Raw genomic sequence first — 15,022 nt, forward strand, 5'->3', positions numbered from 1 at the left:
ATATGAAGAAATCAATTTTCCGCAAATTTCTATTCTGCCTATGCATGGCGGTTAGCTTTCTGGGAGTGCATGCCCAGGGGCAAAGTCGTACCGTAAAAGGTACTGTGACCGATGAAGGCGGGAAAGCACTTGAAAGAGTGTCCGTGCTTGTAAGCGGTACCACCACCAGTACCCTGACCGATGCTTCCGGAGCGTTTACCGTGCTAATGCCTTCAGGAAAAGATGTACTGGAATTTACCTACGTAGGCGCTGCTAAAAAAGTGGTAAAAGTAGCAGGCGACACCCTGCAGGTGGTAATGTCTTTCGAAGACAAAAAACTGGAAGAAATAGTCGTGATCGGCTATGGTACCAAAACTAAAAAAGATATGACAGGTTCCGCTGTCAGCATCAGTACCAAAGACTTTAACCCGGGATTAGTCGGTTCTTCTGAACAGCTGATCAGTGGTAAGGCTTCAGGTGTGCAGATCATGACCAATAGTGGTTCTCCCACCGCTGGTAGTACCATCCGCATACGTGGTGGCGCCTCTTTAAGTGCCAGCAATGCACCGCTGATCGTATTGGATGGTGTGCCACTGGAAACAGGTGGTATCAGCGGGAATTCTGACAACTTTTTAAGTATGATCAACCCTAATGATATTGAAAGCATTACCGTACTAAAAGATGCTGCATCTACAGCCATCTACGGTTCCAGGGCTTCAAACGGGGTATTGATGATCACTACTAAAAAAGGCAAAGGCGATCAGCTCAAGCTCAACTTCTCTTCTGTAGTTACCCTGCAGCAAAGAAAGAATGTAGCCGATATGATGTCGCCATCACAGTTCAGAGATGTAATCAATTCACAAGGCACCGATGCTCAAAAAGCCCTCCTGGGCAGTAGTAATACCGACTGGCAGAAAGAGGTGTTTAAGAATGCAATGGGTACGGACAATAACCTGGGTGTAACCGGGAAGATAGCGAAAACAGTGCCTTTCCGTGCTTCTGTTGGCTACTACAACCAGAACGGTAACCTGCAGACAGATAACACACAACGTTTCACAGGTTCACTGGTCATCACACCCAGCCTATTTGACAAACATTTAAACCTGACCTTCAACCTGAAAGGTGCTGCGAACAATAACCGTTTTGCCAATACAGATGCCATCTGGTCTTCTATAGCATTCAATCCAACACAACCTGTATATTCCGGTAATGCTGCTTTTGGTGGTTTTTATGAAAGCCTTGACAACAGCGGCGTACCTGCTACTGGTGCCAACAGGAACCCTGTAGGATTATTAGAACAGGAAAAACGGAAAAGTGATGTGTACAGGAGTATCGGCAACTTTGATGCGGATTATAGATTCCATTTCCTGCCTGATCTGAAAGCGCACGTTACCTTAGGTTACGACTATAGTAAGGGTGAAGGTTCTGTATATATACCTGCTGCTTCTGCAGATGGTTATAGTGTGGGAGGATCTAATAATACGTATTCCCAGACGATGAAGAACAAATTGTTCACAGGGTATCTGAACTACGCAAAGAACATTCATAACACACACCGCTTTGATGCAACTGTCGGTTATGATTACCAGCATTGGAGCGCCAAAAGCCCTGCTATCAATTATTATAATGAAAAAGGTGAATTGCAGTCTACCGCCAAAGCATCCGATGAGCGACATGTATTGTTGTCTTATTATGGAAGAGTGAACTACACGTTATTATCCAAATACATGATCACAGGAACCGTCAGAAGAGATGGTACCTCCCGCTTCAGCCCTGAAAACAGATGGGGTACTTTCCCTTCTGTAGCTGTGGCCTGGAATGTAACAGACGAAAATTTTCTGAAATACAATAAGGTACTTAATAACTTAAAATTAAGGGCCAGTTATGGTGTAACGGGACAACAGGATGGCATCGGCAACTATAGCTACCTATCCGTGTATCAAAAGGGGAACAGTTACGCAAATTATCGCTTTGGGGATGAATATTTATATGTATACAGACCATCTGTCTATGTATACGATCTGAAATGGGAAACAACAAAGGCATTCAACTATGGCCTGGACTTTGGCTTTTTAAACAACAGGATCTCCGGTTCAATTGAATATTACAACCGTAAAACCTACGATCTGCTGGCCGACGTATCTGTGGCAGCGGGTACCAACTTTGACCAGACAGCGACTACCAATGTGGGTAATATTGAAAGCCATGGTTTTGAATTTCAGCTGAATACCACGCCGATCAGTAAGCGTGATTTCAAACTGGATGTGAATTTCAATGCCACCAACCAGTATACCAAAGTGACCAATATTTCCCTGGTACAGGGCTCCAATACAGTAGGTACTTATACTGGTACTTCTGTGGGTGGAAGAGGCATCCAGATACTTACAGCCGGTTACCAACCCAATATGTTCTATGTATACAAACAGGTTTACGATGCATCAGGCAAACCGCTGGAAGGTGTATATGCTGATCTGAACAAAGATGGCGTGATCAACGAAAGTGACCTGTACCGCTATCATTCTCCTGCCGCCACCTGGTTGCTGGGCTTCAACACACAAGCTACTTATAAGAAATGGTCCGGTGGATTTACCCTGCGTGCAAACATCGGCAACTATGTATACAACAATACCAAGATGAGTCTGAGCGCATGGGAAACCGTACAGTATGTAAATTCGGCGCTGAACAACCTGCATAAAGATTATCTGAAAACAGGTTTCCAGACCCGCCAATATTACTCAGACTATTATGTAGAGAATGCCTCTTTCCTGAGAATGGATAATCTATCAGTCGCTTATAACTTTGGAAAAGTAGCAAAGCACGTGAATATGCGTATCGGCGCTATTGCGCAGAATGTATTCACCATCACCAAATACACCGGACAGGATCCTGAGGTGACCAATGGATTTGAAAGCGCATTCTATCCTCGTCCACGTACTTATTCCATCAATATTAACCTTGAGTTCTAAGTTTATGAAAAAGATATTATCCTGCATATTAATGATCACCATGCTGGCCGCCTGTACAAAGGATTTGAACCAGGTACCCAGTGTGGAAGAGACATCCGAATCCGTATACACTTCTCTTGCTAATTATAAATCCGTACTGGCCAAACTCTACTCCGCCTTTGCAGTAGCGGGTATTGAAAAGGGTGATGGCAATGCGGATATGGCAAGTAGCACTGCATCATGGGGATACCTGAGAGTATATTTCAACCTGCAGGAAGTACCCACTGACGAAGTAGTGTATACCTGGGCCGGTGGCGATAACCTCACGAATATACAATACATGACATGGGGTGCTTCTGACACCTGGGTGAGTGCGATGTATTATCGTATCTATTATACCGTTGCACTCTGCAATGAGTTCCTGAGAAATGCGACAGATGCAAAAATCGCTTCCTTCTCTGAATCTGATCAGACCACGCTGAAGGTGTTCAGGGCCGAAGCCCGTTTTCTGCGTGCACTGGCCTATACACATGCCATGGACCTGTATGGCAATGTGCCCTTTGTAACTGAAAACGATGAAGTAGGCGCCTTCACCCCACCACGTATCAAAAGAGCAGACCTGTATGATTATATCCAGTCTGAGTTGAAAGATATAGAAGAAGTATTGCCTGCTCCTTTGCAAAATGAATATGGCAGGGTAAGCAGGGCTGCTGCATGGACGTTATTGGCCAGGAACTACCTGAATGCCGCTGTATACACAGGTACGGCCGATTATACTAACTGTGTGACTTATTGTAACAAGGTGATCACCGGTGGTTATTCTTTGGAGGCAACCTATAAAAAACTGTTCAATGGCGATAATGACAAACGTACAGCAAATGAGATCATCTTCCCTATAGAAGCAGATGCAACAAATACTACTACCTGGGGCTCCACTACCTACCTGGTGAATGGTCCGATCGTAGGCAGCATGAAAGCTGCTGACTATGGCGTAGTGTCAGGATGGGCCAGCATTCGCACGCTCAGGGAGTTTGTAAACTCTTTCCCTGATACAACAGGCCAGACAGATATCCGTGGTGATTTCTGGACAGATGGACAAACCCTGAATGTAGATGATCCATCTTCTTCCAGCCAGGGACTCTCTATCGTTAAGTTCACGAACCTGAATGATGATGGTAGTTATACTACAGATGGTGGATTGGTAAATACTGATTTCCCAATGTTCCGTTTGGCAGATGTATACCTGATGTATGCAGAAGCTGTATTGAGAGGAGGCACCGGTGGCTCTGTTGGCCAAGCTGTGAATTATGTGAACCTGATCCGCGAACGAGCTTACCTGAATTCTTCAGGTGATATAAACGCGTCTGCCTTAACGCTCGATTTCATCCTGGCAGAACGTGGCCGTGAACTTTTCTGGGAATGTAGTCGTCGTACAGACCTGATCCGCTTTGGTAAGTTTACAGGTGGCGATTATTTATGGCAATGGAAAGGAGGTTCCGTGAACGGACAATCCGTAGATACAAAATATAACCTGTATCCGATTCCATCAACTGACCTGGCTTCAAATCCTAACCTGATCCAAAATTCAGGCTACTAATCTCAAATACACGTTCCATGAAAAAAATAGTTTGCTATATACTAAGCATATTCCTTTTTGCCAGTTGTAAAAAGGAAGGAGCAGAGGCAGTATTAACGGGTTTTGAAGATGCGACCCTGACTGCTACGGCTACACAATTAGCATTGTCACAGTCTGCAAAAGATAGTGTGGTGCTACAGCTGATGTGGAATGCCGGCACCTTAAGCGTATCTAATGGTTATGCAGTAGAAGAGTCATTGATCACAACGACTGTGCAGTATGCACTGGATGCCAATTTTAGCAGCATCAAAAAAGAAGTAGCAGTGACCAGCTCTTCCCTCTCTTACACCACCGCTACTTTGAATACTTTAGTACTTGGATTTGGCCTGACGGCTGGTGAAAGTGGTACAGTGTACGTGCGTGTAAAATCCACCCTCACTGCAAATACATCCTCCAATTACAGCAATGTATTAGCGCTCAGCATCACGCCTTACGTATCAGGGAACGATGCGGCTTATTTATACATGGCGAGCACCGATCTCACCTCTTTCCCCTGGAAACTTTGTGCCCGGAATAAAGACGGAAAATATGACGGCTTTGTAAAAGTAGACCAGTGGTACAATTTCCTGCTCACGAATGAAGAAAGCAACAGTGCTTCCGTAATATACGGTGGTTATCCTGCTAATGATAATCAATATGTATTATATGCCGGTAGTGACCGTTGGAACTGCTGGACGGCGAATGGCGGATACCTCTACATTACAGCCAATACAAATGCACTCACATGGAGTGAAACCGTGATCAACTCTCTCAGTGTAGTAGGCGACTTTAATAGCTGGAGTACTACTGCCACCCCCATGACGTACGATGCTGCCAGCAAGATATGGACAGCCAGCATCACCACCACTGCTGCAGAGCAATGGGGTATCAAAGTACTGATCAATCAAAGCTGGAGCTGGTTCTTTGGTACCAGTGAGGAAGCAGGTGTATGTACATTGTACACTGCCGATGCAAATGGATTTCCGTATACAAAAGTAGGTACCTACACATTGAAACTGGATCTGAGCGATCCAAAAAACTTTAAATATTCTGTAGAATGAGGAACTTCAAGATACTGGTAGCAATGTTGTTATTGTTTGCATGTGGTAAGGACAATGGCGCTACAACAACGACCACAGATACCTCGGGATTCGCCAAAGGTGCAGATATAAGCTGGCTTACAGAAATGGAAGCGTCCGGCAAAAAATTCTACAATGCCGGGGGCATAGAAATGGATGGTATCAGATTATTACAAACGCTGGGTGTAAATGCAGTACGCCTGCGTGTATGGGTCAATCCTACAGATGGCTGGTGTAATAAGAATGATCTGCTGGTAAAAGCATATCGTGCACATAGCCTGGGGCTGCGTATCCTGATCGATTTTCACTATAGTGACAGCTGGGCGGATCCCAGTCAGCAAACCAAACCTGCGGCATGGTCCGGCATGAGTGTTGATGAACTTAAAACTGCCGTCGCTGATCATACTACAGAAGTGCTGACCCTGTTAAAAGAAGAGGGGATCACGCCAGAATGGGTACAGGTAGGCAATGAAACAGGCAATGGCATGCTGTGGGAAGAAGGAAAAGCATCCACGAATATGGCCAATTATGCTGCATTGACCAATGCAGGATATGATGCTGTCAAAGCGGTGTTTCCTGCTGCCAAAGTAATTGTACACCTGCAAAATGGCAATGATAATTCTTTGTTCAGATGGCTGTTTGACGGTTTGAAATCGAATGGTGCAAAATGGGATGTGATCGGTATGTCGTTGTATCCCACCAAAGATAATTGGGAGTCATTGAACACTGCTTGTTATGCGAACATGCAGGATATGATATCCCGGTATGGTTCTGATGTCATGATCTGTGAAGTGGGTATGGATCAGGAACAGGCAGCCACAGCTAAAAGTTTCCTGGCTGATCTGATTGCAAAATCAAAGTCTATTTCCAATAACAAAGTATTGGGTGTATTTTACTGGGAACCCGAGGCGTATGGCGCCTGGAAAAACTACACAATGGGCGCATTCGACGACTCAGGAAAACCCACTGAAGCGCTGGATGCATTTAAATAAACAGACGATATGATGATGAAAAGATGGTGCCTGCTATTTGTGCTGATCTCAAATTGCTTACAGGCACAGGACCGGCAGGAATATTTGCTGCAAAAAAACTGGCAGTTTATCCAAAGCGATCCATCGGGCGCAATGGAACCAAACTTCAATGATAAAGACTGGAAAACTGTTTCCGTACCACATGACTGGGCAATATATGGTCCTTTCGATCGCAATAATGACCTGCAGAAGGTGGCGGTAAAACAGAATGGTGAAACTACTGCCAGCACGAAAACTGGCAGAACGGGAGGCCTGCCTTATACAGGTATTGGTTGGTATCGTAACCATTTTGATGTACCTGCAGGTACGACCGTATCGCTGTTATTTGATGGTGCTATGAGCGAAGCGAAAGTATATGTGAATGGTAAAGAAGCTTGTTTCTGGCCCAATGGATACAACTCATTTTCAGTAGATGTGACCCCTTATTTAACGGCTGATGGTCAGCATAACCTGTTAGCCGTTCGTTTAGAAAATAAGCCACAATCTTCCAGGTGGTATCCTGGTGCAGGCTTGTACAGGAATGTACATGTGATAGCCACACGAAAAGCACATGTACCTGTATGGGGTACATATGTGACTACACCTTACGTATCCGATGCATATGCTGCTGTGAATCTGAAAACAACCATCGACAATACAGGAGATGCGGATGTCAAAGTCATCACAGAAATACTGAATGCAAAAGGAGAGAAGGTTGCAGTAAAAGAGAACATACAAAAGGTCACGCATGGCAAACCGTTTGAACAGAATTTCATTGTGAATCAGCCGGCATTATGGTCTCCCGAAACGCCTGATCTGTATACGGCAAAGTCTGTGATCTATATGAATGGGGCGCAGATAGATACTTACACTACCCGGTTTGGTATCCGTGATATCCGCTTTGTAGCAGATAAAGGATTCTATTTAAACGGGAAGTTGCGCAAGTTCCAGGGAGTATGTAATCACCATGACCTTGGTCCACTGGGTGCAGCGATCAATGTAGCTGCATTGCGTTATCAACTCACGCTTTTAAAAGAGATGGGGTGTGATGCTATCCGGACTTCGCACAATATGCCTGCACCTGAACTGGTTGACCTGTGTAATGAAATGGGTTTTATGATGATGATAGAACCATTTGACGAATGGGATATTGCTAAATGTGAAAACGGGTATCATCGTTTCTTTGCAGAATGGGCAGAGAAAGACATGGTGAATATGTTACGTCATTATCGCAATGATCCGGCTGTGGTGCTTTGGAGTATCGGTAACGAAGTGCCTACACAATGTAGCCCTGATGGATACAAAGTAGCTTCTTTCCTACAGGACATTTGTCATCGTGAAGATCCTACCAGGCCGGTTACCTGTGGTATGGATCAGGTAAGTTGTGTGTTAAACAATGGTTTTGCATCCATGATCGATATCCCGGGATTCAATTACAGGGTACACAGATATAAAGAAGCTTATGGTAAGCTGCCACAAAATCTGGTGTTAGGTACAGAAACTTCTTCTACGGTAAGTTCCAGGGGAGTATACCAGTTCCCTGTAGTAAGAAAGGGCGATGCGGTGTATAAAGATCACCAGTCATCATCTTACGACTTTGAATATTGCTCCTGGTCCAATCTGCCAGATGAAGATCTGGCGATGGCGGAAGATAATGAATGGTCTATTGGCCAGTTTGTATGGACGGGGTTTGACTATTTGGGAGAGCCTTCTCCATACGATGTGGATGGCTGGCCAAATCATAGTTCCATGTTCGGCATCATTGATCTGGCAAGTATTCCCAAAGATCGTTATTACCTGTACAGGAGTGTCTGGAATAAAAAGGTAGCTACATTACATGTACTCCCGCATTGGACCTGGCCGGGTCGTGAAGGGCAGATAACGCCTGTATTTGCTTACACTAATTACCCTTCAGCCGAGTTATTCATCAATGGTACAAGCTATGGCAAACGGTTCAAAAATGATTCTACTACACAAAACCGTTACCGTTTAATGTGGATGAATGCAGTATATGAAAAGGGTGAAATAAAGGTAGTGGCTTATGATGAAAATGGAAAAGCGGCGGAAGAAAAGATCGTTCGTACTGCGGGTAAACCACATCATATAGTACTGGAAGCCAATAGAGATACAATAGCTGCCGATGGGAGCGACCTGGCTTATATACGTGTAAAAATAGTAGATAAGGATGGAAATTTGTGTCCGGCAGATCAGCGGTTGATCACCTTCACCGTTTCAGGTGCAGGTCGTTATAGAGCGGCTGCCAATGGAGATCCGACTTCGCTTGATTTATTTCATCTTCCCCGGATGCATGCGTTTAACGGAGAGCTGACCACCATTGTTCAGTCAAAAGAACAGGCAGGAGAGATTATTGTGGAGGCAAAAGCCAAAGGGCTAAGTCCCGGCAGGATATTGCTCAAAAGCGGGTTTTGATCATTAAAATACGCAGGCGCCGGTCAAACCGGCGCCTTTTTTATTTAAAATAGGTAAATTTTAATAAATATTTAAACTTCAAACCCCCGGAACCCGGAAAATCTCGTTATTTTTAAAATATTGACTGAGGGACAAGAGCTTTATAGACCCAAAACCAGGCATTGATTGTATAGTAATCAACTTATGGAACTTTAAAAGTTTGTTAAACGAATGACATTCACCTATTCATTACATAAAATCCACCATTCGGACAGCTTCGGTTTTTCACCGGATGACTATAGCCGCTTTAAATTTGGAGATGATGTAGTAGCAAGGGATTTTGGTATAGCCCTTGCCGAAGGGTATATCAGGAATCACCTGCATTATGTGCCGCCGGAAAAACAACTGGTTGTTATTTCCAGTCCATATGCATTCATTCCTACGGCTACATTTGCGATGAAGAACCACTTTGTATTCCGCCTGAACCGGTGGCTGGCCGAAGAAGGTTATCCCGTAGTGCAGGAGGCCAAGGTGCACCGCACTATTACCTACAAGGAAGACTACGGAGAGTTGAATGCGTCTGAAAGGCTTAAACTGATTGGCAACGATTCTTTTCATGTCGATAAGGCGTTCCTGGAAGGAAAAACCGTAATTTTCCTGGATGATATCCGTATTACAGGCAGTCATGAAAGGATGATCCTGCGTATGGTGGAAGAATATGAACTGAAGAACGATATTTGCATGTTATACTTTGCAGAGCTGGCAAATCATTCAATTCATCCGAATATCGAAAATTATTTAAATTATCACTGTGTGAAGTCTATCTTCGATCTTGAAAAGATTATACAAGGGGATAGTTTCCAGATCAATACGAGGATTGTAAAGTATATCCTGAATTACGATTACGATTCATTTTGTATCTTTTTACAGAATCAAACGGAAAACTTTGTCAATTTGCTATATAACATGGCCCTGGGCAACGGGTATCACACCATCGACGCTTACGCCCGTAACCTCGGCTTCATCAATACATACATATATCCGACAAATAATATAAAAGCTTAGAAAATGGCAATTAACCTTCAAAAAGGACAGAGAGAGGCAATCAATGCGCCTAAATTCACAATAGGGCTTGGTTGGGATACCAATAGCTCTTCCACGGGCTCCGGTTTTGACCTGGATGCATCAGTTTTCATTCTCGGAGAAAATAAAAAGATCTTATCAGATTCGCATTTTGTATTCTATAACAACAAGAAATCACCTGATAGTGCTGTAGAGCATTCCGGCGATAACCTGACTGGTGAAGGTGCCGGCGATGATGAGCAGATCCATGTAGACCTGTCTAAAATCGATCCGAATGTATCCGAACTTTGTGTGGTAGTGACTATTCATGAAGCAGAGCAAAGGCGCCAGAATTTTGGCCAGGTAAGAAACAGCTATGTTCGCATCGTTGATTCTTCCACCAACCAGGTACTGCTCAAGTATGAGCTGGAAGAAGACTTCTCTATCGAAACTGCCGTTGAGTTTGGCCGTATCTACAAGAGAAACAACGAATGGAAATTTGAAGCTGTAGGTGCCGGTATGAAAGGCGGTTTACAGGATTATCTGAATAAATACAACTAATCGACATGGCTATCAACTTACAGAAAGGACAACGCATCTCCCTCGAAAAGAGCAATGGCACCAAACTGGAAAGAGTATGTGTGGGTATCAACTGGGGCGCTATTGAAAAGAAAGGATTATTCGGACTCGGCAAAACCAAAGAGGCCGTGGACCTGGATGGTAGCTGCGTATTGTACAACGAAAACAAACAAGCCCTGGAAGTTGTCTATTTTGGTAACTTGCAATCCAAGGATAGGGCGGTAAAACATAGTGGTGATGACCTCACCGGCGATGTAAATGGTAACGACGGACTGGATAATGAAGTAATCACACTGGATTTCTCCATCCTCAGTCCTAACGTCACCTATGTAGCTTTTGTACTCAACAGCTTCAGGGGGCAGGATTTCGGTACCATCCCATTTGCATCCATCCGCATTTACGAAGGTACTCCAAGCAGAGTTACTGAAGTATTTGCCAAGTACGATATTGCACACGATGCCGCCTTTGCCGGACACGTATCCATGGTCATGGGAGTATTCTACAAAAAGAATGGTGAATGGAAATTCAATGCCATCGGAGAAGCTACCAAAGACAGAAAACTGCAGGAAACTGTTGATACAGTGACCCGCCAATACTTATAAGACTAAAAAATTTGCTAATGGATATCAACGCAAATACAACAACTGATGTAGTCATTGCCAGTCCTCACATAGACAGGGAAGGCAATGTAGACCTCACCACTGTCTCTTCGGAGGAAAGTAAAAAGTACGATGAAGTCAGCAAATCTCTCGTACCAGGTGATGTGAACGCCATCCTGAACTATGGTGCCGAAGTGGAGAAATCCATGGACAAGTACAGCAACGACTTCCTGACCTCCGTACGTACCTTCAACTCCGGTGAAGTAGGTGGTCACATCAATGACCTGCTGACAGAACTGAACTATATAGATGTAGATGAACTGGAACAGGGCGGATTCAAATCCTTCATGTCTAAAATACCTTTCTTCAAGAAGCTGGTAGTGGATGTGAAAGCAATGTTCCAGAAGTACGATACCGTGATCGCGAATGTGGACAAAATCACCAATAAGATCAAAGCGGGTCGTATCAACTCACTGAAGGACAACACTGCCCTGCAGACGATGTTCGACAACAATGTGAACTACATCAAGCAGATGGAAGAACTGATCATCTCCGGTCAGTACAAATACAATCAGCTGAGCATAAAGCTGGCGGAAATGGAAGGTAACCCGACTGCATACCAGGATTACGAAATCTCTGATATGCGCGAGTTCCTGCACCGTCTGGACAAGCGCCTGGCCGATATGAAGATCGTACGCTTCATCATGATGCAGTCCCTGGCACAGATCAGGGTCGTGCAGAACAACAACACTGCTATCGCCGAAAAAGCGCAGTCCATCGTATCTACCACCATTCCGGTGTGGAAGAACCAGCTGACCATCGCCGTTGCCCTGCAAAGACAAAAGGCGAATGTGGAAATGCAGAAGAAAGTAGCAGATACCACCAATACCATCCTGCAGAAGAATGCTGACATGCTGAAACAAAACAGTATTGAAGTAGCGAAGCAGAATGAAAGTACAGTCGTATCTATCGAAACGCTGAAACGTACTACATCGTCCCTGATCGAAACACTGGCCGAAGTGAAACGTATTCATGACCAGGGTACTGAAAACAGGAAACAACTGAATACAGAATTGCAGTCACTTGAAACAGAACTGAGAAAGAATGTAACCAACGTATAAGGAACGCTAGAAATGGAGGAGAACCGGGCTATCATATTAAGTGAGTCACAAAGAACGATCAGCAAACTACAACTGCTGTCCGTCTTTTTTGAAGATGAAATAATCTATAAGATCTACCTGCGTACACAGGTGATCCATAAATTATTTGAGAACAATACGGACCTGGATGTGAATAAACTGGAACTCTTTCATGTTCAATATTCGTTGACCATTATAGAACTGCTCAGGAAAATCAAAATTGCCAACGAGCGGAATGTACTCATTCTCCATGATGAGATGCAGCTGAACAGAGACCTTATTGACAAGCTGAATAGCAACGTATACACAGAACAAAGTTATAACCTGGAAAAGCAGCGACAGGCGCTGAAAGTAAACCAGTCTCTGCGTCGGCTTTTCCGGTTATTATCAGAAGAGAAAGATGAATCGCCTTTCTCAAAAAACATCAATGCCTTTAGCGCCCGCTTTGCGGCAGATTTCTTCTTCGATATTCCATTCAGTCTCGTAGAAAAACTCACCGACTATAATCCTGCAGAAGTATACCGGAATGCTTATGCTACTATACACAGAAGGCTCCTGGGCATTCTGAACAAGGTAGAATTCAGGAGTGAATTCTATTGTGGATTGACAGCCGGTAGTCTGATACTGGAAGTATATAGTATTACAGGCCTGGACAGGTATTTTGTGTTTGTGCCCTCCCGCAATTTATTTCTCTTCCTTGATATGGCAGAGCTGTCAGGCATAGACCTGCATAACAATATCTCTAAAAAAGCGAAGATCGTACAGGAAATAGCAGATAAGAACGATCAGCTGCAAAGCACTGCCAGTGTGGTAAAGACGCAGATACCGCCTGATATAAAAAGGTTGATATCAGATTATCATAATAAGATTGATGATGTGGATTTCCTGCAGAACCTCAGTGATGTGGATATAGAGGCCAATATTCTAAAAGCCATGTTGAATACGGATAGTCTTTAACCATGCAGTTATCCGAAGCCATCCAGTTTATACAATGTGATATATTACAGTATGCTCCCGTTAGCAAATGGGCTGATCTGGGCTGCGGTAGTGGTTTGTTTTCTATGGCACTGGCGCATTACCTGCCTGAAGGAAGTACTATTTATGCAGTGGATCATAAACCGGCTACGCGGATTCCCGGGCATGGGATAGAGATAGTAGAGCTGGATTTTGTGTTTGATCCATTTCCGTTTGGTGCTGTGGATGGTATATTGATGGCCAATTCATTGCATTATGTGAAGGATAAACCTGCATTTGTACAAAAGCTGAAAAGATATAGTTCAACCTTGTTAGTTATCGAGTACGATATAGAAAAACCAGTGCCTACATGGGTGCCTTTTCCCCTCAGTTTTCGTCAGCTTACTACATTTTTCCCTGGTAATCAGATCAAAAAATTGAATGAAAGACCCTCTGCTTATGGGCAGGGAAATATGTATGCAGCATTTATTAGTTCGTAATTTTTAATTTAAACAATAATACCATGAAAAGAATTTTCCTGGCAGCAATAGCCTGCTTTGTTTTTGTTACTCTGACCCAGGGGCAGACCCTTCAAACTGTTACTAACTCAGGCGACACGACTACAAATTTAATCCGTATTACAGGTGCTAACATGCCAATCACACTCACTGGACCCGGTCTGGAAATGGGATACCAGAATGCTACAGGTTTTGTGCAGACGTTTCACAGATCCAGTGGTGCCTGGCTGCCACTGACCCTGAGGGGATCGACCATTACAACCAGTACCCGTACTCTCATTAATGGCGCTACAGATGATGGCAGCACTGCACTTCAGGTAAATGGTGGGGCTTCCCTTACAAAAAAACTCTACATTGATGTTGCTATTGAAGGGAATAATGTTTTCACATATGGTAGTCATCTGGAACTCCACAACTCCCGGTATACAGGTGGTTTGGCTATGAGTATCGGGCAGAATAACAGTGGTTTGATTCAGGCATATTCCTCTTCTGCTATGGATGGTAGTTTGTTGTTAAATCCCAATGGCGGTAAAGTAGGTATTGGAACTGCAAGCCCTGATCAGGTATTGACCATCAAAGGTGGAGGTATTGGTTTTGATGGGACTTCTTCTGATAAAAAATTATATTCCCCTGCAGATGGTACATTGGAATGGTACACAAACAATAATGCCGGAGAACATGGCTTTGCAATCAGCCATCAGGGTACAAAGCAGGTATACCTAAGCTCTTATGGAGATAGTTACCTGATGGGAGGTAATGTGGGTATTGGTACAAAGACTCCTCAGTCTCAACTCGCTGTAAATGGTACAATCACTGCTACAAAAATAAAAGTAACTGCTACTGGATGGCCTGACTTTGTATTCGATGAACAATACCAGCTGCCTACTCTCCAGGAAGTAGAAAGCTATATCAAAGCCAATAAGCACCTGCCAGCGATACCTGGTGCAGCAGAAGTAGGAAAAGAAGGACAGGATCTGGGAGCCATCAACGAAGCCCTGTTGCAAAAGGTGGAAGAACTCACACTTTATATTATTCAGCAGCAAAAGCAAATGGATGCGATGGACGCGAGATTAAAAGCTGTAGAAAAGCAATAATAGTAAAGATACTAATATGTGCAAAAGGCATATATTAGTA

The 15,022-nt window shown here is 43.9% G+C and carries 12 protein-coding genes; all 12 read left to right on the forward strand.

Going from position 1 to position 15,022, the window contains the following annotated elements; translation table 11 throughout:
• Nucleotides 1-2: 2 nt before the first annotated feature.
• A complete protein-coding gene (locus SIO70_RS06885; protein WP_320580206.1) occupies nt 3-2,945 on the forward strand; it encodes a SusC/RagA family TonB-linked outer membrane protein in 2,943 nt (980 codons plus the stop codon).
• Nucleotides 2,946-2,949: 4 nt separating this feature from the next.
• The gene (locus tag SIO70_RS06890) at nt 2,950-4,521 is read left to right on the forward strand and encodes a RagB/SusD family nutrient uptake outer membrane protein (RefSeq protein WP_320580207.1); all 1,572 of its coding nucleotides are present in this window, start codon (nt 2,950-2,952) and stop codon (nt 4,519-4,521) included.
• 17 nt (nt 4,522-4,538) lie between these two features.
• Nucleotides 4,539-5,600 carry a SusE domain-containing protein gene (locus SIO70_RS06895; protein WP_320580208.1) on the forward strand — a complete coding sequence of 354 codons (1,062 nt, stop codon included), beginning with the start codon at nt 4,539-4,541 and terminating at the stop codon, nt 5,598-5,600.
• Entirely contained in the window at nt 5,597-6,610 is a 1,014-nt protein-coding gene (locus SIO70_RS06900; protein ID WP_320580209.1) for an arabinogalactan endo-beta-1,4-galactanase, read from the forward strand. Before SIO70_RS06895 ends, SIO70_RS06900 begins: the two co-directional genes overlap by 4 nt.
• Nucleotides 6,611-6,619: 9 nt before the next feature.
• Nucleotides 6,620-9,058 (forward strand): DUF4982 domain-containing protein, encoded by a 2,439-nt coding sequence (locus tag SIO70_RS06905; protein WP_320580210.1) that lies wholly within the window; start codon nt 6,620-6,622, stop codon nt 9,056-9,058.
• 210 nt (nt 9,059-9,268) lie between these two features.
• Nucleotides 9,269-10,102: a phosphoribosyltransferase family protein gene (locus SIO70_RS06910; RefSeq protein WP_320580211.1), complete on the forward strand. Its 834-nt coding sequence runs from the start codon at nt 9,269-9,271 to the stop codon at nt 10,100-10,102.
• Nucleotides 10,103-10,105: 3 nt separating this feature from the next.
• Complete coding sequence (locus tag SIO70_RS06915; protein ID WP_320580212.1) at nt 10,106-10,660, forward strand: TerD family protein; 555 nt, start codon at nt 10,106-10,108, stop codon at nt 10,658-10,660.
• 5 nt (nt 10,661-10,665) lie between these two features.
• On the forward strand, nt 10,666-11,280 hold the full coding sequence (locus SIO70_RS06920; RefSeq protein ID WP_320580213.1) for a TerD family protein: 615 nt from the start codon (nt 10,666-10,668) through the stop codon (nt 11,278-11,280).
• A gap of 17 nt (nt 11,281-11,297) precedes the next feature.
• Nucleotides 11,298-12,398: a toxic anion resistance protein gene (locus SIO70_RS06925; RefSeq protein WP_320580214.1), complete on the forward strand. Its 1,101-nt coding sequence runs from the start codon at nt 11,298-11,300 to the stop codon at nt 12,396-12,398.
• Between the two features lie 12 nt (nt 12,399-12,410).
• A complete protein-coding gene (locus tag SIO70_RS06930; RefSeq protein WP_320580215.1) occupies nt 12,411-13,373 on the forward strand; it encodes a hypothetical protein in 963 nt (320 codons plus the stop codon).
• Between the two features lie 2 nt (nt 13,374-13,375).
• The gene (locus SIO70_RS06935; protein ID WP_320580216.1) at nt 13,376-13,870 is read left to right on the forward strand and encodes a class I SAM-dependent methyltransferase; all 495 of its coding nucleotides are present in this window, start codon (nt 13,376-13,378) and stop codon (nt 13,868-13,870) included.
• Between the two features lie 23 nt (nt 13,871-13,893).
• A complete protein-coding gene (locus SIO70_RS06940; RefSeq protein WP_320580217.1) occupies nt 13,894-14,982 on the forward strand; it encodes a hypothetical protein in 1,089 nt (362 codons plus the stop codon).
• The last annotated feature ends 40 nt before the right edge of the window (nt 14,983-15,022 follow it).

Source organism: Chitinophaga sancti, from assembly GCF_034087045.1.
In the GTDB taxonomy this organism is placed as follows: Bacteria; Bacteroidota; Bacteroidia; order Chitinophagales; family Chitinophagaceae; genus Chitinophaga; species Chitinophaga sancti_B.